At 47.9% G+C, this 21,437-nt stretch carries 19 protein-coding genes; 12 read left to right on the top strand and 7 right to left on the bottom strand.

Translation table 11 applies throughout. The annotated features are described in order from the left end of the window. Positions 1-226: 226 nt before the first annotated feature. From ecsA to ACQE26_RS18645, 3 genes are read left to right on the top strand one after another with little or no spacing between them, the layout of a single operon-like run. The gene (ecsA, locus tag ACQE26_RS18655) at positions 227-970 is read left to right on the top strand and encodes an ABC transporter ATP-binding protein EcsA (RefSeq protein WP_016938341.1); all 744 of its coding nucleotides are present in this window, start codon (positions 227-229) and stop codon (positions 968-970) included. After that, entirely contained in the window at positions 963-2,189 is a 1,227-nt protein-coding gene (locus ACQE26_RS18650) for an ABC transporter permease (RefSeq protein ID WP_500470269.1), read from the top strand. The genes ecsA and ACQE26_RS18650 overlap by 8 nt, the downstream gene beginning before the upstream one ends. Positions 2,190-2,231: 42 nt before the next feature. Then, a complete protein-coding gene (locus ACQE26_RS18645; protein ID WP_500470268.1) occupies positions 2,232-2,936 on the top strand; it encodes an EcsC family protein in 705 nt (234 codons plus the stop codon). Between the two features lie 23 nt (positions 2,937-2,959). On the opposite strand, the gene ACQE26_RS18640 is transcribed toward ACQE26_RS18645, so the two are convergent. From ACQE26_RS18640 to hmoB, 3 genes are all read right to left on the bottom strand, one after another. Continuing rightward, complete coding sequence (locus ACQE26_RS18640) at positions 2,960-4,147, bottom strand: M20 family metallopeptidase (protein WP_500470267.1); 1,188 nt, start codon at positions 4,145-4,147, stop codon at positions 2,960-2,962. A 68-nt stretch (positions 4,148-4,215) separates the two neighbouring features. Beyond that, positions 4,216-5,601, bottom strand: coding sequence for a hypothetical protein (locus ACQE26_RS18635; protein WP_049628213.1), 1,386 nt, complete (start codon positions 5,599-5,601; stop codon positions 4,216-4,218). Between the two features lie 116 nt (positions 5,602-5,717). After that, positions 5,718-6,218 carry a heme-degrading oxygenase HmoB gene (gene hmoB, locus ACQE26_RS18630; protein WP_438421544.1) on the bottom strand — a complete coding sequence of 167 codons (501 nt, stop codon included), beginning with the start codon at positions 6,216-6,218 and terminating at the stop codon, positions 5,718-5,720. A gap of 122 nt (positions 6,219-6,340) precedes the next feature. On the opposite strand from hmoB, the gene ACQE26_RS18625 reads away from it, so the two are divergent. The 6 genes from ACQE26_RS18625 to ACQE26_RS18600 all read left to right on the top strand — a co-directional run bounded on the left by ACQE26_RS18625 (position 6,341) and on the right by ACQE26_RS18600 (position 15,265). Further along, positions 6,341-8,482 (top strand): transglycosylase domain-containing protein, encoded by a 2,142-nt coding sequence (locus ACQE26_RS18625; RefSeq protein ID WP_045925272.1) that lies wholly within the window; start codon positions 6,341-6,343, stop codon positions 8,480-8,482. Between the two features lie 123 nt (positions 8,483-8,605). Then, on the top strand, positions 8,606-9,667 hold the full coding sequence (gene hemE, locus ACQE26_RS18620; protein ID WP_029575331.1) for a uroporphyrinogen decarboxylase: 1,062 nt from the start codon (positions 8,606-8,608) through the stop codon (positions 9,665-9,667). Between the two features lie 75 nt (positions 9,668-9,742). Next, on the top strand, positions 9,743-10,678 hold the full coding sequence (gene hemH / locus ACQE26_RS18615) for a ferrochelatase (RefSeq protein ID WP_016938333.1): 936 nt from the start codon (positions 9,743-9,745) through the stop codon (positions 10,676-10,678). A gap of 27 nt (positions 10,679-10,705) precedes the next feature. Continuing rightward, positions 10,706-12,139, top strand: coding sequence for a protoporphyrinogen oxidase (gene hemY, locus ACQE26_RS18610; RefSeq protein WP_269775495.1), 1,434 nt, complete (start codon positions 10,706-10,708; stop codon positions 12,137-12,139). A gap of 148 nt (positions 12,140-12,287) precedes the next feature. After that, a complete protein-coding gene (locus ACQE26_RS18605; protein ID WP_016938331.1) occupies positions 12,288-12,860 on the top strand; it encodes a TetR/AcrR family transcriptional regulator in 573 nt (190 codons plus the stop codon). 71 nt (positions 12,861-12,931) lie between these two features. Then, complete coding sequence (locus tag ACQE26_RS18600; protein ID WP_500470266.1) at positions 12,932-15,265, top strand: YhgE/Pip family protein; 2,334 nt, start codon at positions 12,932-12,934, stop codon at positions 15,263-15,265. A gap of 61 nt (positions 15,266-15,326) precedes the next feature. On the opposite strand, the gene fabHB is transcribed toward ACQE26_RS18600, so the two are convergent. Together fabHB and ACQE26_RS18590 are read right to left on the bottom strand one after the other, a co-directional pair. Further along, complete coding sequence (gene fabHB, locus ACQE26_RS18595) at positions 15,327-16,304, bottom strand: beta-ketoacyl-ACP synthase III FabHB (protein ID WP_500470265.1); 978 nt, start codon at positions 16,302-16,304, stop codon at positions 15,327-15,329. 135 nt (positions 16,305-16,439) lie between these two features. Continuing rightward, positions 16,440-16,661, bottom strand: coding sequence for a hypothetical protein (locus ACQE26_RS18590; protein WP_438421550.1), 222 nt, complete (start codon positions 16,659-16,661; stop codon positions 16,440-16,442). A gap of 131 nt (positions 16,662-16,792) precedes the next feature. Between ACQE26_RS18590 and ACQE26_RS18585 the strand changes: the two genes are divergently transcribed. Further along, positions 16,793-17,824 (top strand): M42 family metallopeptidase, encoded by a 1,032-nt coding sequence (locus ACQE26_RS18585; protein ID WP_500471510.1) that lies wholly within the window; start codon positions 16,793-16,795, stop codon positions 17,822-17,824. A gap of 39 nt (positions 17,825-17,863) precedes the next feature. Here ACQE26_RS18585 and gltT read toward each other — a convergent pair whose 3' ends face one another. After that, positions 17,864-19,153 (bottom strand): glutamate/proton symporter GltT, encoded by a 1,290-nt coding sequence (gltT, locus tag ACQE26_RS18580; protein ID WP_500470264.1) that lies wholly within the window; start codon positions 19,151-19,153, stop codon positions 17,864-17,866. Positions 19,154-19,387: 234 nt separating this feature from the next. Continuing rightward, on the bottom strand, positions 19,388-19,510 hold the full coding sequence (gene yhfH, locus ACQE26_RS18575) for a protein YhfH (RefSeq protein WP_370465857.1): 123 nt from the start codon (positions 19,508-19,510) through the stop codon (positions 19,388-19,390). Positions 19,511-19,679: 169 nt separating this feature from the next. On the opposite strand from yhfH, the gene ACQE26_RS18570 reads away from it, so the two are divergent. Together ACQE26_RS18570 and lplA are read left to right on the top strand one after the other, a co-directional pair. Beyond that, positions 19,680-20,414, top strand: coding sequence for an MBL fold metallo-hydrolase (locus ACQE26_RS18570; RefSeq protein WP_047476707.1), 735 nt, complete (start codon positions 19,680-19,682; stop codon positions 20,412-20,414). Between the two features lie 12 nt (positions 20,415-20,426). Then, positions 20,427-21,422, top strand: coding sequence for a lipoate--protein ligase (lplA, locus tag ACQE26_RS18565; protein WP_049628217.1), 996 nt, complete (start codon positions 20,427-20,429; stop codon positions 21,420-21,422). The last annotated feature ends 15 nt before the right edge of the window (positions 21,423-21,437 follow it).

Raw genomic sequence — 21,437 nt, 5'->3', positions numbered from 1 at the left:
AGAAATTGTAAGCATAAGACATGTTGATTTTCATCCAACTGTTCTAAGACGTCTTTTATAAACACCTCATTTTCAGTTGATTAAAGCTGTTTCCTTCTACACACATTATGATGTCCGCTATCACGATAACTATGCAGGCTTTTTACGTGAGAAAAAAAGGGAATCGTTTCAAATCAGCCTTTATTTTTGGTACTATGAAGAAAAACGAATCAGAAGGGGAGAAATTATGTCTCTGCTATCGGTAAAAGACTTAACCGGCGGTTATACGAGAAACCCGGTTTTAAAAAATGTTTCATTCACCCTTGAGCCGAACCAGATTGTCGGACTCATCGGATTAAACGGCGCGGGCAAGAGCACGACGATCCGGCATATTATCGGTTTAATGGACCCGCATAAAGGCTCGATCGAGCTGAATGGCAAGACGTTTTCAGAGGATAAAGAGGGCTATCGTTCGCAATTTACGTATATCCCCGAAACGCCGGTGCTGTATGAAGAACTGACGCTCAAAGAGCATTTGGAGCTGACGGCCATGGCGTACGGCCTTTCGAAAGAAACGCTTGAAAAAAGGCTTCCGCCGCTTCTGAAAGAATTCAGAATGGAAAAAAGGCTGAAATGGTTTCCCGCTCACTTTTCCAAAGGGATGAAGCAGAAGGTCATGATCATGTGCGCGTTTCTCGCGGAGCCTTCGCTTTATATTATTGACGAGCCGTTTCTCGGGCTTGACCCGCTTGCGATCAATGCATTGCTGGAACGGATGGACGCCGCGAAAAAAGCCGGATCAAGCGTGCTGATGTCAACGCATATACTGGCGACGGCAGAGCGCTACTGTGACGCTTTCATCATTTTACATAACGGCGAAGTACGCGCAAGCGGCACGCTGGAAGAATTGAGAGAGCAGTTCGGCATGAGAGACGCCGCTCTTGATGATTTATATATTGAACTGACGAAGGAAGACGCCGGCCATGAATAATATGTCTACGATTTGGCAGTCCCGGCTTGAAGAGCATATAAAGGAAACCAGAATGTATATGAAATATATGCTCAATGATCATCTCGTCATTGTCCTGATCTTTTTTATTGCGGGCGCTGCGAGCTGGTACAGCAAATGGGTCAAAGACATTCCCGTTCATTTCCCGTCCTTTTGGGTGATGGCGGTGCTCTTTTCTATCGTGCTGACGGGTTCATACGTCCGGACGCTGTTAAAGGAAGCGGATCTCGTGTTTCTGCTGCCGCTTGAACCGAAAATGGGGACTTACTTTAAGCATGCATTCAAGTACAGCTATCTGTCACAGCTGTTTCCGCTTATCGCCCTGTCGCTTGTATGCATGCCTCTGTTTTTCGCTGTAAGTCCGGGGGCGTCGCTTGCGTCGTATGCCGCCGTTTTTATTCAGATGCTGGCGGTGAAAGCGTGGAATCAGGCCATGGAGTGGCGGATGACATTTATGAATGACAGAAGTATGAAAATGATGGATGCGGTGATACGCTTTATCTGCAACATGCTGCTTTTATACTTCGTCTTACAATCGTTTTATCTGTACGCTGCCGCCGTCTACATTGTGATGGCCGGCCTTTATGTCTATTTCACATCAGCCGCGAAACATAAATCGTTAAAATGGGAAGCTCATATTGAATATGAATTAAGAAGGAAGCAGCGGTTTTACAGAATCGCCAATCTGTTTACCGATGTGCCTCACTTGAAGAAACAGGCAAAACGCCGGGCGTATCTCGACTTTTTGCTCAGAATGATTCCGTTCGACCAGCGGAAAACGTTCTCCTATATGTATGCCCGGGCCTTTCTTCGTTCAAATGATTATCTGGGCATTCAGGTCAGGCTCACGATTATTTTTATCCTGATTATTATGCTCGTTTCCGCCAATCCGTTGATAACGGCGGCGTTAACCGTATTTACCGTCTTTATTACGGGGATACAGCTTTTGCCGCTGTTCGGGCATTTTCATCATCTGTCGTTACAGGAGCTTTACCCGGTCAATCAGAAAGCGAAGCTGAAAAGTTTCTTTTCACTGATGAAATCGGCGTTAACCGTGCAGGCACTGCTGTTTTCGGCAGCGTCGGCCTATGCCGCGGGAGTCAGCGGGGCGCTTTATGCCGCTATCGCTTCAGCCGTCCTGATCTTCGTGATTATGCCTTCGTATATGGGCGGCAGATTGAAAAAGTACGGCAGGCTGTAATCAAACGGGTTTTTGAAACCTATACGAAAGAAGGAGACGCGGATGACCGGCGATCAGCAGCTGATACAGGAAGCCCTGCAATGGAAAGCGCGTTTTTTGCGTAAGGATTCCATATTTGAACGTTTTTCTAAAGGCATGCAGGCGAAAATAAATGAGCGGATTCCCGGAAAAATTCATGCCGTCATCACAGAAAGCATTAAAAAAATGACCGAAGCAACAATGGCGGGGTCAAACCTGATAAAAAGCAAGCGGGATACAAGCGGCATGTCGCTTTCAGAAAAAGATGCCCTCGCCAGACAAACCATCGCATCCTATCAAAAGGTGGCGGCAGCCGAGGGCATCGGTACGGGGGCCGGCGGAATTTTTTTGGGGATGGCCGACTTTCCTTTGCTGTTGTCCATTAAAATGAAATGTCTGTTCGATCTTGCCTCCATTTACGGCTATGATGTGAATGATAGAGATGAACGATTGTTTTTGCTGTTTATTTTTCAGCTTGCTTTCTCAAGCGGTGAACAGCGGAAACGCATATATTCAATGATTGAACATTGGGATTCAAAAAAGCATGAAGTTGATTGGAGAGTTTTTCAGCAGGAATACCGCGACTATCTGGACGTGGTGAAATTGTTTCAGCTTTTGCCGGTCGTCGGAGCCGCCGTGGGCGGAGCGGCCAATTATAAACTGCTGTCACAGCTCGGCGAGACGGCAAGGCACGTTTATCATTTAAGAATTACAGCAGCCGGTACGTAATGTACCGGCTGTTTTTTAGTGCCCTATCGGGGGTAGCTCACCGCGGCGCCGATCAGCACCTTGGCGGCGGTCAGCATCGCTTTTTCATTAAAATCAAATTTCGGATGATGGTGAGGGTAAATAGATTTCGCATCGTCTAAAGCGGCGCCCGTAAAGAAAAAAGCGCCTTTTGTATGCTGCAGATAATAGGAAAAATCCTCTCCCGCCATCTGCGGCTCTCCTTCAACGACTTTCGTGACGCCGTCTGTTTCCGCGGCGGCTGCCGCAGCGTGCGCCGCTTCCTCCGGATGATTAACGACGGCGGGATAGCCGCGTTTGAAACGATACTCATAGGAAGCGGAGTGCATGGAACAGATCCCTTTTACGACGGCTTCTATTTCTGCTTCGAGCAGGCTGCGCACCCCTTCATCAAACGAGCGTACGGTGCCTGTGATGACTGCCTGATCAGCAATGGCGTTAAACGGATTTTCAGCGATGAATGAGCCCGCTGAGATGACGGCCGGCTGCATAGGGTTTACACGCCGGCTCACGATATGCTGAAGGGCAGTGACGATTTGTGAGCCGATTAAAACGGCGTCTTTCGTATCGTGAGGGATCGCGCCGTGGCCGCCTTTGCCGATGACTTTAATCGTAAAGCCGTCGGCGGCGGCCATCACTGGGCCCGGGCGGCATAAGACCGTTCCGACGGGTTCAGTCGCCCATAGGTGTGTGCCGAAAACGGCATCGACATGTTCAAGGCAGCCGTCCTCAATCATTGATTTTGCTCCGCCGGGAGATAATTCCTCGGCGTGCTGGTGGATCATCACAAATGATCCTTTCAGTTTTTCCCGGTTGTGATAAAGCACTTTTCCGGCAGCAAGCAGAGCCGCCGTATGGCCGTCGTGGCCGCAGGCGTGCATGACGCCGGGAATTTGTGAAGCATAGGGCACATCTTTTTCATCCTGTATCGGCAAAGCATCAAAATCAGCCCTGAGCGCGATACAAGGTCCCGGTTCTCCGCCTTCAATATAGGCTGTGACACCGTTTCCCCCCACGTTCGTCCGGATCGGAACGCCGAGCTTTTCATAAAACGAAGCGATGAATGCCGGCGTTTTTTTCTCTTTAAAGGAAAGCTCGGGATTCCTGTGAAGGTGACGTCTGATTTCAACCATTTCCTCGTACAGCCCGTCAAGCTGAGCGTACAAGCTTTTTTGAAGTGTCGTTAATGTCAAAAGCGGTGCCCCCTCGTCTGCTTTTCCCATGATTGTATAGAAAATGTCAGAAGATTTCAATCTTTTTGCTACGGAAGAATGATGATGGCAGCAATCGTCGTGACGATAAGTCCGGCCGTCACCGGGATAAAGTTTTTTCTGGCAAGCTCAAACGGGTCAACTTTACAAATAGCCGCTGCGGGAATAAGTGCCCAAGGGACCAATGTTCCGCCCCCGACCCAGATCGCTGAAATCTGGCCCAGCGCCGTTAACACGGCCGGATTCGTATGAAGCGCGGCGGAAAACAGCTTTGCCATAGAGCCCGCAAGAGAAATACCGGAAAAGCCTGAACCGTCAAGCCCGGTAATCGCGCCGACTGCGGTCAGGGCGATGCCGGCGAATTCCCCGGACATCGGAAAGGAATGGGACAGCGCCAGACCAAGGTCATTGACGATACCCGCAGATCCTTTCGGCAAGGGGGTGTTCAACATACTTTTAAATCCCGCGTCACCAAGATAAAAGAAAGCCGCGATCGGAATGACGGGGCCGAATACTTTAAAGCCGAATTGAAAACCGCCGATAAAATACTCAGTGATCTTTTCTAAATGCCGCTGCTTATGCACGATGAAATGAATGATCAGGAGAATGCCGATCGCCGTTCCCCCCACGAGCGCCGTCGCATCATTTCCCTGCAGGCGGTAGACGATCATGCAGATAATATCGGCGAGGAAAACAAGCGGAATGAGAACAGCCAGAGTCACCCTGAGTTTTTTCGGGAGATACATGCTTGTGTCCAAAGAACCGGAGCTGTCAAAGGAGAGGGGGACCTGCGTTTTTTTTCGCTCCCGCATGATGAGAAAAAAAGCGGTGATTGTCGTCGTTAACCCCATGATTAAAACGAGCGGAATACTAGCCTGCATGACGTCGCCCACAGGAACGCCTGCGGCATCGGCTGTCAATTTCGGCGCCGCCTGAATGACGTAATCACCTGATAAAGCGAATCCGTGGCCGAACAGGTTCATCGCCATTGCCGCGGCGATCGGAGAAAGGCCCGCCCGGATCGCCGCGGGAAGCAGCACAGCGCCGATCAGCGCCACACCGGGTGACGGCCAGAAAAAAAGAGAGATGGCAAACATCAGGCAGCCGATGATCCAATACGCGGCAGCCGGCCCCTTCATCAGCTTTGCAAACGGAGAAATCATCGCTTCATTAATACCTGTTTTAGTCAAAAGGCCGCTCATCGCCACGATAAAACAAATAATAAAAATCGTCGGCAGCAATTCCCCGGCGGCATACGTGAAGCTGTGAAACAGGCTGCTGACCGAAGCGGAGAATGAATGCGTCGTCCATAGCGCAATCACAAAAATACCGGCAAGTGAAATAAAGGTTGTATCTTTTCTGAGAAGCATAAAAACGATAATGGCCGCGATAAAAGCAACATAAAGCAGATGTACCGAGTAGACGCCGATCCCCAATTGAACCACTCCGTTTATAAATAGGATTGTTACAGGTTATTCATAGGCGGGCGGAAGGTGCAAAGGGGGAAGCGGAAAATCCGGGACTAAAAAAAGCCGGAGAATCTCCGGCGGTTTTAATCTATAGCGTAATAAGCGGTTACATAAGACGGGCGGGAGAAAATGGACGTCGTGTCGATGCCGGCTGATGTTCCGCGTTTTTTATGGGCTTCCTGATAAGAGTTTGACTGCTGCCAGCCCTGAAAGGCTTTTTCCTCTTCCCACAGGGTCAGGATGACATACGTATCGCCTTCAAGCGGCCTTAATACGCGGATGGCTTTAAAGCCGGGTTCATTTTCCACTTTGCCGGCGCGGTTTTTAAACCGGTTTTCAAACAGCGGACGGCCTTCCTGGGTAACGGCGATGTTATTGAGGACGGCGTAGCCCGGATGTTTGATTTCCCCGACACTGTCGATGCTTTCATAGGAATGGGGCGCCTGAAAAACGGTTTCTCCATTTGTTTCATGGATTAAAATCGCATTTTCCTCTCCTTGCATCAGCACCATATTCTCATTTGGGTGTTTCTTTGCAATCGTCTTTAAAAAATCGGCTGTCCCATATGTAATATAAACCTTCATATCAGCCACCTCCTGCTTGCTAGTATAACAAAAGAGTGGTATAAGTTTCTATTGGCGACTCATTCTGACATAATTCGAAACAATATTTCCCATACTACAAGTTAAGAAAGGCGAGGTGACTTATGCTGAAAAAGAAAAAAAGATTCTTTATTCCGGCTGTAATTGCGGCGGTAACCGCTTTTCTCGCGTTAATCGGATACATTATCATTATATTTCTCGGCCATTATGTCATCGATGAAAAGAAATTAATCCTGCACGCATCTTCAAAAATCGTCGATCAAAACGGTGATGAAATCGCGAGTCTTTATACGGAAAATCGCGAACCGGTATCCATTCAGGAAGTCCCTGAAGATGTGAGAGATGCCTTTATCGCCGTTGAAGATAAACGGTTTTACGAACATCACGGCATTGATGTGAAGTCTGTCGGCCGGGCGATGTTCCGGGATATTTTAGCGGGCGGCAAGGTGGAGGGCGGAAGCACGATCACCCAGCAGCTGGCGAAAAACATTTTTCTGACTCATGATAAAACATTTTTGCGCAAAACGAAGGAAGTCATTATCGCCATCAATCTTGAGCGTGATTACAGCAAGGATAAGCTGCTTGAAATGTACCTGAACCAGCTCTATTTCGGCCATGGCGTTTACGGCATTCAAGCCGCGTCTCACTACTATTTTAATAAAGAAGTAAAAGATTTAACCGTTGCAGAAGGCGCCGTTCTGGCGGCTATACCGAAGGCGCCTTCCCTTTATTCGCCGATTCAGCATCCCGGCAAAAATAAAGAGCGGCGCGATACGATTCTTTCCATGATGAACGATCAAGGCTATATCAGCGCAAAAGAAGCCGTCAGGGCCCAAGGCAGGACACTGGGGCTTCATATCAAGAAAACATCTGAAACGCCTTGGTTTGACAGTTATATCGATCTTGTCATCAAGGAGGCGGAATCCCGTTATTCGATGTCAGGCGAACAGCTTCTTCAAGGCGGCTATACGATCCGGACATCGCTTGATTCCAAACTGCAGAAAACGGCATACACGCTCATGAGAGAAAGCGGCTATTTTCCGGGAACGGATCAGGCGGCGGAAGGAAGCGCCGTCTTTATTGATAATAAAACCGGAGGCGTCCGCGCGGCGGTCGGCGGGCGCGACTACGTGACAAAAGGATACAACAGGGTAACGGCGCCGCGGCAGCCGGGCTCAACATTTAAGCCGCTTGCCGTATACGGGCCCGCCATGCAGGAGGACAAGTTCAAACCATACTCGCTTCTTCAAGACAAACTGCAGTCTTACAACGGGTACGAACCGAAAAATTATGACGGACAGTACAAGGGGCAAGTGACGATGCAGGACGCAATCACATACAGCATAAATGCGCCCGCTGTCTGGACATTGAAGCAGATCGGCGTGGATACGGGAAAATCGTATCTTAATAAAAACGGCATAAACATTTCTGACAACGGACTCGCGATTGCGCTGGGCGGTCTGTCAGAAGGCGTCACCCCGCTTCAGCTGGCCGGGGCTTATCATACATTTGCGGCAAACGGAATGTATACGAAGCCATTTTTTATAGAGAACATCACGGACGAAGACGGAGAAACGATATCCGGGCCTAAAAACGGCAAAACGCGCGTCTTCAGCGGACAGACGGCATGGAATATGACGAGGATGCTTCAGCAGGTCGTAAAAGAAGGAACCGCTTCACAAGGCAGCTATCAGGGCGGCCTGGCGGGGAAAACCGGCACGACGTCATTTACTGGCGTCCCCGGCGCCACGAAGGACGCCTGGTTTGCGGGATACACTCCCGGGCTGACGGGAGCCATCTGGATGGGGTATGACAAAACAGATAAAACCCATTACCTGAAAGGCGGAAGCCAGTATCCTGTCAGACTCTTTAAAGATATCGTCACAAAAGCGGGGGAAAACGGCAAAACATTCAAAAAGCCCGAAAATGTGAAAGAACTGGGAAGCCCAATTGAACTGAAAGCGGTGAAGTCCCTGTCGGCCGGTTATACATTTAAGGCGATGGGACTGATTACGGTTCAATTAAAATGGGATGCCCAAAAGGATGATCGGGTTGTTTACCGAATATATGAAAAGAAAGACGGAAAAGACAAGCTTCTGGATTCGGTGAAAGGAAAAGGCAGTTTTGACATACCATACGCCAATCTGTTTTCAGGGGCTTCATACAAAGTCGTTCCATATAATTCACAGACGAATCAAGAAGGAGAGGGAACGGAATACGTTCAGCCGAAGCTTTTCTCTTCTTAATGATGAATTCGGCGATTTTTTGAACATTAGGCCTCAATTCTATACCATTTTAAAAAAACAAGGTATAGTGTAATGGGCGAAGAACACGAACGTATGGTTGCAGGAGGAAAGGTGGAAATTCAGATGAGTAAACGAGAAGCGTTTAATGATACGTTTTTAAAAGCGGCACGGGGAGAAAAAACAAATCACGTCCCTGTCTGGTACATGAGACAGGCGGGGAGGTCACAGCCGGAATACCGCAAGCTGAAGGAAAAGTACGGCTTAGTCGAAATTACGCATCAGCCCGAGCTGTGCGCGTATGTGACGAGACTTCCGGTCGAGCAGTACGGAGTGGACGCTGCCATTTTATATAAAGATATTATGACGCCTCTTCCTTATATCGGAGTGGATGTAGAAATTAAAAACGGAATCGGCCCGGTGATCGATCAGCCGGTGCGCTCTGCTGCGGATATTGAAAAGCTCGGCGAACTGAATCCCGAACAGGATGTTCCTTACGTGCTGGAAACGATCAAATTACTCGTAAACGAACAGCTGAATGTCCCGCTCATCGGTTTTTCGGGAGCGCCTTTTACGCTGGCCAGTTATATGATTGAAGGCGGTCCTTCTAAAAATTACAACAAAACAAAAGCGTTCATGCACAGTATGCCGCAAGCGTGGCAGATGCTGATGGACAAGCTCGCGGATATGATTATCGTTTATGCAAAAGCGCAGATTAACGCCGGCGCAAAAGCCATTCAGATTTTTGATTCCTGGGTCGGCGCGCTGAACCGCGAAGATTACCGGCAATTTATAAAACCGGTGATGGACAGGATTTTCCGGGAGCTTTCAGCAGAACAAGTTCCGCTGATCATGTTCGGCGTAGGCGCAAGCCACCTGGCCGGAGACTGGCATGACCTTCCTCTTGACGTTGTCGGTCTTGATTGGAGACTCAGCATAGATGAAGCCAGAAAACAAGGCATCACAAAAACGGTTCAGGGTAATCTTGATCCGTCGCTTCTTCTTGCGCCTTGGGAGGTCATCGAGAAAAAAGCGAAAGCGATTCTTGACCAGGGTATGAAAACGGATCGGTTTATTTTCAATTTAGGACACGGCGTATTCCCTGATGTAAACCCGGAAACGCTGAAAAGGCTGACGGCGTTTGTGCATGAATACTCCGCGGCTAAAATAGGGGAACAATCTTCCTGAGCAGATCGTTGGTTATAAGAAGATTTTCCTGTCAAAATCAAGATAGACAGACCATCAAAAGAGGTGTTTAACAAAATGAGCAGCAAAAAGAAAATGGGACTTCTCGTCATGGCCTACGGAACGCCTTACAAAGAAGAAGATATAGAACGTTATTATACACATATCAGACGCGGAAGAAAGCCGGAGCCGCACATGCTTCAAGACTTAAAAGACAGATATGAAGCGATCGGAGGCATTTCGCCGCTTGCAAAAATTACGAAGGAGCAGGCGGAGAAGCTCGGACAGCGTCTAAATGAAATCCAGGACGACGTCACATTCAAAGTGTACATCGGATTAAAACATATTGAACCGTTTATCGAAGACGCGGTGGCGGACATGCATAAAGACGGTATTACAGAAGCTGTCAGCCTGGTGCTCGCCCCTCATTTTTCAACATTCAGCGTCCAGTCATACAACAAACGCGCCAAAGAAGAAGCGGAGAAGCTTGGCGGCTTGACCATCAAGTCGGTTGAAAGCTGGTATGATGAACCGAAATTCGTTGATTATTGGGTCAGCCAGGTGAAGAAAACGTATGAATCAATGCCGAAAGAAGAACGGGATGACGCGATGCTGATCGTCTCAGCGCACAGCCTTCCTGAAAAAATTAAAGAATACGGCGATCCGTACCCTGACCAGCTGGAGGAATCCGCAAAACTGATTGCCGAAGGCGCCGGAATTACCGATTACGCAGTCGGCTGGCAGAGCGAAGGGAACACCCCTGATCCGTGGCTCGGGCCGGACGTGCAGGATCTCACGCGCGAGCTGTATCAAAAGCATCCTTATAAAGCATTTGTATACGTGCCCGCAGGCTTCGTTGCCGATCATTTAGAGGTGCTTTACGATAATGATTACGAATGCAAAGCTGTGACCGATGAAGTCGGCGCAAGCTACTATCGTCCGGCCATGCCGAACGCACAGCCCGAATTTATCGACGCGCTTGCAGCGGTCGTGCTGAAAGAGCTGGACAAGTAGAACTAAACGGTAAAGAAGGCGATAAAAATGAGTGGCGATAAAAAACATCTGGTCATCATCGGCGGCGGCATAACGGGATTAGCCGCCGCCTTCTACATGGAAAAAGAAATCAAAGAAAAACAGCTGCCGCTTGAGGTCACCCTGATTGAAGCGGGCCCGAGGGCGGGCGGCAAAATTCAGACGGCGCATAAAGACGGCTACATCATTGAGCGGGGGCCGGATTCTTTTCTCGAAAGGAAAAAAAGCGCTCCGCAGCTCGTCAAGGATTTGGGGCTTGAGCATCTGCTCGTCAACAATGCGACCGGCCAGTCTTACGTGCTCGTCAACGAGACGCTTCACCCGATGCCGAAGGGCGCGGTGATGGGCATCCCGACAAAAATCGCACCGTTCATCTCCACCGGCTTATTCTCTGTTCCCGGAAAGGCGCGGGCGGCGCTGGATTTTGTTCTGCCTGCGAGCAAACCGAAGGAAGATCAGTCTCTGGGTGAATTTTTCCGCAGACGCGTCGGTGACGAAGTTGTTGAGAATTTAATAGAACCGCTTTTGTCAGGGATCTATGCCGGAGATATTGATAAGCTGAGCCTCATGTCCACATTTCCGCAATTCTATCAGACTGAGCAAAAGCACAGAAGTCTGATTCTCGGCATGAAAAAATCGCGTCCGCAGCCTTCAGGACAGCAGCTGACGGCCAAAAAGCAGGGGCAGTTTTTAACGCTGACAACAGGGCTTCAAACGTTGGTGGAGGAGCTGGAAAAGCAGCTTACGCTGACAAAAGTGATGAAGGGCACGAAAGTCACCCATATCGGTCGCGAGGAGAAAGGATATTCCGTGACGCTGGATAACGGCAAAGTGCTTCATGCGGAAGGATGCATTGTAACAGCGCCGCATAAAGCCGCGGCGAAAATGCTTTCTGATCTGCCGGCGGTTTCATGTCTCAAAGACATGCATTCTACGTCCGTCGCCAACGTCGCCTTAGGGTTTCCTGAGGGAGCCGTCAAGATGGAGCATGAAGGTACGGGATTCGTTATCTCAAGAAACAGCGACTTCTCCATCACGGCCTGCACATGGACGAACAAAAAATGGCCGCATGCGGCGCCGGAGGGCAAAACACTCCTCAGGGCGTACGTCGGAAAAGCCGGAGATGAATCCATCGTAGATCTTTCAGATAACGAGATCATTAAAATCGTAATGGAAGATTTGAAAAAAGTAATGAATATCAAGGGCGAGCCGGAAATGACCTGTGTGACCCGCTGGAACGAAAGCATGCCGCAGTACCATGTCGGCCATAAAGAGCGCATCAAAGAGTTCAGAGACGCGCTGAGAGCTTCCTATCCGGGTGTATACGCGACGGGCGCGTCTTTTGAAGGGGTGGGCATCCCCGACTGTATCGACCAGGGAAAAGCCGCCGTATACGATTCACTGGCTTATTTATTTGAAACGTACCAGCCTCCGTTATCTTAAAACGGAGGTTTTTTTGCATGTTCCCGTTCTGTAAAGGGAACACCAATAAAAAGAAAAAACATTTGAATCTTCTTTGCGACTGTGATAAGTTATCTTATGTACAAAATGACTAAAACGTTCAAACGGTCAATTTAACGAGGTGGGAAACATGTCCGTCGATCGGAAAAAGCTCATTCTGGAAGCGGCAACGAAGTCTTTTACACAATTCGGCTACAAAGCAACGACAATGGATCTGGTGGCGAAGCTTGCAAATGTGGGGAAGGGAACGATCTATACGTTTTTCAAAAACAAAGAAGAACTGTTTGATGACATTTTCACCACTATTTTAAGAGAAATGAAGGAACACGCCGATGAAGCGATGAAACCGGAGCTTTCATTTCACGAAAATGTCCACCGGGCGCTTGTCGCGATTTTGGAATTCAGAAAAACACACCAGCTGACTATTAAAATTTTTCAGGAGAACGCCGAGATTGGTACAATAGCCGTTCAGGATGTCATTGCGAAAATGGAGCGGGCCATTCTGTCATATATTAAAGAAAAGATAGAATATGCCATTGAAAACGGGAGCATTAAACCGTGCGATCCGGAGCTGACCGCTTTTGTCATGCTTAAGCTTTACATCGCGCTGATATTTGACTGGGAAAAAAACCATCCGCCTCTTGAAAAAGAGACGATCGCCGAATTGCTGGAAATGTATGTTGGTCAAGGATTATCTAAATAGATGATCCTTCACTTTTTAGGTGCCGTGACCGTTTTGTCAAATGAGTCAGTTTGCGGAAGGAGGCAACAGGGTTGAATACAATAAAAAGCCAGTGGAAAGACATTGTAACGAGCAAGAAACTGTTAATCCCCATCATTGCCATATTATTCGTTCCGCTGATCTACAGCGGAGTGTTTTTGAAGGCGTACTGGGACCCGTACGGCACGGTGGATCAGCTGCCGGTTGTCGTTGTCAACCAGGATAAAGGGGCGGACTACGAAGGGAAACATCTTCAGATCGGTGACGATCTAGTGAAAGAGTTAAAGAAAAATGATAATTTTGATTGGCATTTTTCAAGCGATCTTGATCAATCGTTAAAGGACTTATTAAATGCTAAATATTATTTAGTGGTCGAGATTCCTGAAGGTTTTTCGAAAAACGCCAGCACGGTAATGGATAAAAATCCGAAAAAGCTGGATCTGAAATATCATACGAACGCCGGATCCAACTATGTCGGGGCGACAATCGGCGAAAAGGCAATCGATAAACTGAAAGCCTCCGTGTCGAAAGAAGTGACAGAGCAATACGCAAAAGTCATTTTTGACAACTTTAAAGATATTGCCAAAGGGCTCGGCAAAGCCAGCAGCGGCGCCAAGAAAATAGACGATGGCACGAAAAACGCGAAAGACGGCAGCGCCAAGCTGAAGGAAAATTTAGCGAAGCTTACTGAAAGCACCGCCACCATCAGCGATAAAACACAGCAGCTTACCGACGGAGCCGCGAAAGTGACAAGCGGAATTCAAACGCTTAACAGCTCTATCGCAAAACTGCAGAGCGCAAGCGCCGACATTCAAGACAAATCAGGACAGATTGCTTCAGGAGGAGGCCAAGTGGCCAGCGGGCTGAAAACGAGCCTTGACGCACAAAAGCAGCTCCAGCAAAAGCTTCCGGATTTAACGAATGGATTAAGCGCGTTAAACAGCAAGGCGCAGGAAGTATCGCAAAAAGCGGCGGCATTTGAAGATGCGATCAATTCAGTCAACCTCTCAGATATTGAAAAAGCGGTTGGGGAGCTTGAGCAGACTGAAAAGGAACTGCAGCAGTTTAAGAAGAAGCTTTCTGATCTGAAAAACAGCCTGGATGCCCGGGATGACGCGGTCAAAAAGGTGATTCAGGACAGTGATTTCTTAACGGATGAGCAAAAAGCGAAACTTGTTCAGCTTCTGAATGAGAAGCTTCCGAAGGCCGACCTTCCTGATTTAGACAATATCGTCAGCCAGCTTCCGTCCGGCGGAGATGTTCAGCTTCCGGATATGTCAGTGATAAAAAGCGCGCTGGAAGATGTAAAAGCGAAGGCAGATCAGCTGAAAGCACTGCCGCAGTCCACATCGAAACTGTATAACGGCGCGGCGGCGGTACAAGACGCGATTAACCAGCTGACAGCGGGAACTGATAAATTATACAGCGGAGCGCAGACCGTCTTTGAAAGCCAAAACAAACTGACGGCCGGCATCGGCGAATACAACAGCAAGTTCAGCCAGCTCAAATCAGGATCAGAAGCGTTAGTGTCAGGGAGCGGCCAAGTGTCAGGCGGCTTAACGAAACTGCTTGACGCACAAAACAAAGTCCATGACGGCTCGTCCAAAATTGAGCAGGGCCAAGCGTCACTCGGCACCGGTTTAAGCAAACTTTTAGACGGCACCGGACAATTGTCCAGCCAGCTGAAAGATGCGGCTGATCAAACCGGGGACATTAAGACAGATGACAAAACGTACAGCATGTTTGCTGATCCGGTAAAAACGGACGATAACGCGATTCATTCCGTGCCTAACTACGGTACCGGACTGACGCCTTATATTCTCTCTATGGGCTTATATGTCGGCGGATTGATGCTGACGGTCGTATTCCCTCTGACAGAAGCTTCGGGCCGGCCGAGAAACGGGTTTGAATGGTTCCTCAGCAAATTCAGCGTCATTCTGCTCGTCGGCCTGATTCAATCTGTTATTGTCGCAACGGTTCTGTTAAAAGGAATCGGACTTGATGTGGAAAGCACCTGGAGATTCTATCTCTTTACGATGATTACGAGCATCGCGTTCTTGTCCATGATTCAATTATTAGCGACTACGATGGGAAATCCGGGACGTTTTATCGCTGTCATCATTCTGGTGCTCCAGCTCGGGGCAAGCGGAGGAACCTTCCCGCTTGAACTTCTGCCTGGATTCTATCAAGTGATCCACGGGGCACTGCCGATGACGTACAGCATCAACGGATTCCGTGCCGTCATTTCAAATGGCGATTACGGCTACATGTGGCAGCAGGCATCGATTCTATTAGGCATTGCCGTTGTCATGATCGTGCTGACCATCGTGTACTTTACGGTGCAAAGCAAAAAAGAACACAAAGCGGAAGAAGAAATCACAGCATAAGAAAAAGAGGCCCCGGGCAGATGCTCGGGGCCTCTTTTTTCAGTTTTCGATCATCGTTCTATTAAAATCCCCATCTCACCAGCAATCCGGTATAAGTCAATCCGCCGCCGAACCCGAATAATACCAGTGTCTGGCCTTCCGACAGTTTTTTCGCTTTCACGGCTTCATCCAAAGCGAGAATAATAGAAACCGATGAAGTGTTGCCGTAATATTCAACGCTTGTCAATGTCCGTTCAAGCGGGAAGGGAAGTTTTTCACAGATGGATTCGATCATCCGCATGTTGGCGCTGTGAGGAACGAACCAATCCAGATCGTCTTTTGAAAAGCCGGCTTTTTCTAAAAGAGCGTTGCATTCCTCAGGCACGGTTCTGGCCGCCCATTTATATACTTCGCGCCCGTTTTGGACCATATTTCCTCCGCCTTTAAGCGGTTCGCCGTTTAATTCAGCGCTCAGTCCCGTCCGATACAGCACGTCCGCGCCGCTCCCGGCCGTTCCTTGCACGGCTGCCAAAAAGCCCGGCGCTGATTCGTCGCGTTCCACCAATAAGGCGCCTGCAGCGTCTCCGAAAAGGACACAGGTCGTCCGGTCAGTATAATCCGTTACTTTTGATAATGTTTCACCGGCAATCACGATCACTTTTTGATGAGAACCGGCGGTGATTAATGCGTCTGCGAGCTGAAGGCCGTATGTGAGTCCGGCGCATGTGGCGTTAATATCAAGGGCGCCGGTGTGAGGCCAGCCGAAATGAGCCTGCACGCGTGCCGCAGTGCTTGGAAACGCATAGTCCGCGGTCGTTGTAGCGACAAGGATCATATCGACATCATCAAGGGTCCCGCTGTATCGTTCCGCAAGGTTTTTCACCGCTTCTATACATAAATCCGATGTGAATTCATGTTCGCCGGCAATACGTCTTTCCTTCATGCCGGTACGCTGGACGATCCATTCATCAGATGTATCGACGATGCGCTCCAAATCCGTATTTGTTAATCGGCGTGCCGGAGCATATGTACCGATTGCTGTAATTTTAGATTTTGACATGATGAATCACTCCTTTATAATCAGATTATAACACCAGATATTATTACTTGGTACTAATATTAATAAAAAAACCCAAGCAGCATCCGCTGGTTGGGGAGCATGAGACATCTATTTATAAAACGGGCTTGTGTGATATTACCAATGACGGCAGCAGTGGCGGCATGAATGATGATGCTTCTTTTTTTCTTTCTTCTTTTTTTCTTTCTTCTTTTTACAAGGGTCTTCTTTTTTCTTTTTACAGTGATCTTCTTCTTTTTTACAGCCCCAGAAGGCTGCACCAGACCAATCATCCTCAAACCAATCCTCAAACCAATCATTATGAAACCTTTTCCGCTTGTGCAGTTTACGGTTGATCATACATTTCCCTCCTATCCCCATGCTCCCTTCATCTTATGAAAAAAGAGAAGGAAAAGATTGGACGGGGTGTGGAGCAAAAGAGTATATTTTAAGAAGAATCAAATTGATAGGAGGAATGACCTGTGGCAGATATGAAACATACGATGGAACTGATTAAAGAACTGGTGTCGATTCCGAGTCCGACGGGCAATACATACGAGGTTATCGCCTATACAGAAAGTCTTTTAAAAGAATGGGGCGTCTCCTCTTACAGAAACCGCAAAGGGGGTCTTTTTGTCACGATTCCCGGCCGTGATGACAAGAAACACAGATTGCTGACGGCGCATGTCGATACGCTCGGCGCGATGGTAAAGGAAATAAAGGCGGACGGCCGGCTGAAGATTGATTTGGTCGGCGGCTTCCGATACAACTCGATTGAAGGGGAATATTGCGAAATCCAAACTTCTTCCGGCAAAACCTATACAGGCACCATTTTAATGCATCAGACTTCAGTGCACGTCTACAAGGACGCCGGCAAGGCAGAGCGGAATCAGGAGAATATGGAAGTCCGTCTTGATGAGCCTGTCCGGACGAAGGAAGAGACGTCCGATCTCGGCATCAGAGTCGGCGATTTCATCTCATTTGATCCGCGCGTGCAAATGACGCCGAGCGGTTTTATAAAATCCCGGCATCTTGATGATAAAGCGAGTGTGGCCCTGCTTCTGAACTTAATCCGCCGCATCACAGAAGAAAAAATCGAACTTCCGTATACGACGCATTTTCTGATTTCTAATAATGAAGAAATCGGCTACGGCGGCAATTCCAACATTCCGCCTGAAACCGTCGAATACTTGGCTGTTGATATGGGAGCGATCGGCGACGGCCAGTCTACGGATGAATATACCGTCTCTATTTGCGTGAAGGATGCAAGCGGCCCGTACCATTATCAGCTCAGAAAACATCTGGCCGGGCTTGCGGAGCGCTATGGCATTGATTATCAGCTTGATATCTATCCGTATTACGGTTCTGATGCCTCAGCAGCCATCCGTTCGGGCCATGACATCGTCCATGGGCTGATCGGCCCGGGAATTGACGCGTCACACGCCTTTGAACGCACGCACGAATTATCGCTTCTTAATACGGCGAAGCTTTTGTACCGGTACGTTCTATCGCCGATGGCATAAAAAAACCCTGCGCGGAAAAGTTCCGTGCAGGGTTTTCGTTTAACCTGAGATGGTTGTGTTTTGTTCTGTTTTGGCGAGGCTCATGACCTTCGCGCCTTTAGCGGGATCATACTGGCCTTCCCATTTTGACATCACAACGGATGCCAGCGCGTTTCCGGTCAGATTGACGACCGTACGGGCCATGTCCATAATCCGGTCAACACCGGCGATGAATGCAAGGCCTTCTGCAGGAATGTTGAATGCGCCTAGTGTTGCAAGCAGGACGACGAAAGAAGTCCCGGGCACGGCAGCCATTCCTTTGGAAGTGACCATCAAGACAAGCACAAGGGTAATCTGCTGCCAAATGGACAAGTCAACGTGGTATACCTGAGCGAGGAATAATGCGGCGATAGATTGGTACAGCACAGATCCGTCTAAGTTAAAGGTATATCCGATCGGCACAACAAATGAAACAATTCCTTTCGGACATCCGATTTTCTCCATTTTTTCCATAACGCGGGGGAGTACAGTTTCGGAGCTTGACGTACTGAACGCCAATAAAATTTCATCCTTCATATAGGCGAGGAATTTGAAAATGTTAACCCCGGCAAGCTTTCCGACGATTCCGAATACAACAATGAGAAAGAAAGCCAAAGCTACATATACTAAACCGACCAGTTTACCGAGTGAAAGCAGGGAACTGAGCCCAAATTTGGAAACGGTAACACCAATCAATGCAAAAACACCAAACGGAGCAACTTTCATGACCAGGTTCACAACGTGGAACATCGCATGAGAAACACCTTCAAAGAAGGCCAATACGGGCTTTCCTTTTTCACCGATTGCCGAGATGCCGAGTGCAAACAGCACGGTAAAGCAGATGATGGCAAGCAGATCTCCTTCGGCCAATGATTGGAAGAAGTTTGTCGGTACAATATGCAGGAATGTGTCCGCGATGGATTTATTATTTTGTTCTTTTTCTGTTTCAACATATTGACTGATATCTGTTTTTTGAGCCTCATGTATATTAACGCCTGTTCCCGGATGAAAAAGATTCGCCAAAGCCAGTCCGAGAATGATGGCGAAAGTGGTAATGATCTCAAAATACAAAATCGTTTTGAAGCCTAATTTTCCGACCTGTTTTCCGCTTCCCGCGCCGGCAACGCCGATGATTAAGCTGGAGACGACGATAGGAATCACTATCATTTTGATTAAGCGTAAAAACAAATCGCCGATAGGCTGTAAATAAGTTGGAACAGCAGGATTGCCATACCAGATGACACCGACTACAACCCCTAGTATGAGTCCGACGAAAATTTGCGTCGCTAATCCAAAACGTAATTTTTTCATAGATTACCTCCCGAAGAAAAAAGTGCAATAAGTATCTAAAAAGATAGCTATTAGAACAAATTATAATAGAAAAGAAAACAATCCGTCTATAAAAAAATATAGATTGAAAATACTGAATCTTTTAAAACGTACATATAATTGCTAATAATGGTGAATAACGCCCTATTCAGAAAGTATGATGAGGGCCGAAAAAAACGGGCGCCGCACAACTTAGAATTGTGCGGCGCCCTATTGTCACATATCCTTAATTTTCAAGCAGTCATTGCACAGATTAATGTGACACTCATACTGCTCAACAATCTCATTTCCGCATTCTTCACATTTCTTACCGGGTAAATTTCTGAAAAAATCCGACATCTTTTCCAACATACCCATCCCTCTTTCATTGTTTTGTCTCTATATTGTATTATAACAGTTTTGGGAAATCAACGGCTGTTTTGGCACAATGTTTAAAACATGCAATTTGTACGAAAAATAGGTATATTGGAGGAAAGGATCTTTTTATCATAAACATTCGGAGGATTATATGAAAGTTACAGTTATTGGATGCTGCGGCGGGTTTCCGGCCGCAAATGAAGCAACTTCAGGCTATCTGTTTCAGTCCGGCGGTTATTCTTTGCTCGTCGATTGCGGAAGCGCCGTATTATCAAAGCTGTTTGCCTATGTACCGGCAGAAGAGCTTGATGCCGTGATTTTGTCCCATTATCATCATGACCACATTGCTGATATCGGGCCGCTTCAATTTGCCAAGCAGGTCGGCTCATTTCTTGGAAAAGGAACGGATGCGCTGCCGATTTATGGGCATGATGCTGATATAGAACAGTTTGAGCGTCTTACATACAAAACGCATACAAAGGGGGTGGCCTATCAGCCGGACCGTCCGCTTTCTGCCGGGCCGTTCACGATTACCTTTCTGAAAACGGTGCATCCGGTCACTTGTTATGCGATGCGGATTACTGACGGTTCCGCTTCCGTTGTGTATACAGCTGATTCAAGCTATCAGGACTCGTTTATTCCGTTTGCGGAAAATGCCGATCTGCTGATCTGCGAGTGTAATTTTTACGCAGACCAGGACGGCACGTCAGCCGGCCATATGAACAGCTTGGAAGCCGGACGTATCGCGAAGGAGGCGGGAGCGGGGGAGCTGATTCTCACGCATCTGCCTCATTTCGGCGAGCACCGCAAGCTGAAAGAAGAAGCGGAAACCGTGTTCGGGGGCGAAGTGAAAATCGCGGCCTCCGGATTGAAGTGGGAGAAATAGAGGAGGAGCACCATGTTATTTATTGATAACCAAAACATAACCGATCCGAGGATCAACCTCGCGATCGAAGAATATTGCGTGAAGCATCTCGACCCTGAACAGACATACCTGCTTTTTTATGTCAATCAGCCGTCGATTATCATCGGGAAGAATCAAAATACAATAGAAGAAATCAATACGAAATACGTAGAAGATAACGGAATCATCGTCGTCCGCAGACTGTCAGGAGGCGGCGCGGTTTATCACGATCTCGGAAATCTGAATTTCAGTTTTATTACAAAGGATGACGGAGACAGCTTTCACAATTTTAAAAAATTCACCGAACCCGTCATTCAGGCGCTGCGCCAGCTCGGTGTGGAAGCTGAATTAAGCGGCCGCAACGACATTGTCGCAGATGGCAGAAAAATTTCCGGCAACGCTCAATTTTCAACGAAAGGACGGATTTTCAGCCACGGAACATTAATGCTGGATTCGGCCATTGACCATGTTGTGTCAGCACTGAAAGTGAAAAAAGACAAAATCGAATCAAAGGGCATTAAATCAATCAGAAGCCGTGTCGCCAACATCAGCGAGTTTCTTGATGACAAAATGACGGCCGATGAATTCAAAAAGCACCTGCTTCACCATATTTTTAATACAAATGATCTTTCCAAAGTGCCGGAATATAAGCTGACGGATGAAGATTGGAAAGCGATCCGGAAGATTTCTGAAGAGCGTTATCAAAACTGGGACTGGAATTTCGGCAGGTCGCCGGCATTCAATCTTCAGCATTCCAAACGTTATCCGGTCGGATCAATTGATCTGCGCCTTGAAGTGAAAAAAGGAATCATTCAAGACTGCAAAATTTTCGGTGATTTTTTCGGTGCGAAAGATGTGAGTGAAGTCGAACAGGCGCTGATCGGAAAACAGTATGACAGAACCGCGATCAGGGAGGCGCTGGCCGGAATTGAGCTGAAACAGTATTTCGGCAAAATAGAGCTGGAAGACTTCCTCGAACTGATTTATTAGAACACTTGCCGAACG

The sequence above is a fragment of the Bacillus sp. 5RYD7K genome, assembly GCF_059831465.1.
This window is presented reverse-complemented; position numbering and strand designations above follow the sequence as displayed.

Bases quoted from the DNA above. Each gene is read 5' to 3' on its own strand.
- ecsA (WP_016938341.1), top strand. From the start codon at position 227: ATGTCTCTGCTATCGGTAAAAGACTTAACCGGCGGTTATACGAGAAAC.
- ACQE26_RS18650 (WP_500470269.1), top strand. From the start codon at position 963: ATGAATAATATGTCTACGATTTGGCAGTCCCGGCTTGAAGAGCATATA.
- ACQE26_RS18645 (WP_500470268.1), top strand. From the start codon at position 2,232: ATGACCGGCGATCAGCAGCTGATACAGGAAGCCCTGCAATGGAAAGCG.
- hmoB (WP_438421544.1), bottom strand. From the start codon at position 6,218: ATGAAGGTTTATATTACATATGGGACAGCCGATTTTTTAAAGACGATT.
- ACQE26_RS18625 (WP_045925272.1), top strand. From the start codon at position 6,341: ATGCTGAAAAAGAAAAAAAGATTCTTTATTCCGGCTGTAATTGCGGCG.
- hemE (WP_029575331.1), top strand. From the start codon at position 8,606: ATGAGTAAACGAGAAGCGTTTAATGATACGTTTTTAAAAGCGGCACGG.
- hemH (WP_016938333.1), top strand. From the start codon at position 9,743: ATGAGCAGCAAAAAGAAAATGGGACTTCTCGTCATGGCCTACGGAACG.
- hemY (WP_269775495.1), top strand. From the start codon at position 10,706: ATGAGTGGCGATAAAAAACATCTGGTCATCATCGGCGGCGGCATAACG.
- ACQE26_RS18605 (WP_016938331.1), top strand. From the start codon at position 12,288: ATGTCCGTCGATCGGAAAAAGCTCATTCTGGAAGCGGCAACGAAGTCT.
- fabHB (WP_500470265.1), bottom strand. From the start codon at position 16,304: ATGTCAAAATCTAAAATTACAGCAATCGGTACATATGCTCCGGCACGC.
- ACQE26_RS18590 (WP_438421550.1), bottom strand. From the start codon at position 16,661: ATGATCAACCGTAAACTGCACAAGCGGAAAAGGTTTCATAATGATTGG.
- ACQE26_RS18585 (WP_500471510.1), top strand. From the start codon at position 16,793: ATGAAACATACGATGGAACTGATTAAAGAACTGGTGTCGATTCCGAGT.
- gltT (WP_500470264.1), bottom strand. From the start codon at position 19,153: ATGAAAAAATTACGTTTTGGATTAGCGACGCAAATTTTCGTCGGACTC.
- yhfH (WP_370465857.1), bottom strand. From the start codon at position 19,510: ATGTCGGATTTTTTCAGAAATTTACCCGGTAAGAAATGTGAAGAATGC.
- ACQE26_RS18570 (WP_047476707.1), top strand. From the start codon at position 19,680: ATGAAAGTTACAGTTATTGGATGCTGCGGCGGGTTTCCGGCCGCAAAT.
- lplA (WP_049628217.1), top strand. From the start codon at position 20,427: ATGTTATTTATTGATAACCAAAACATAACCGATCCGAGGATCAACCTC.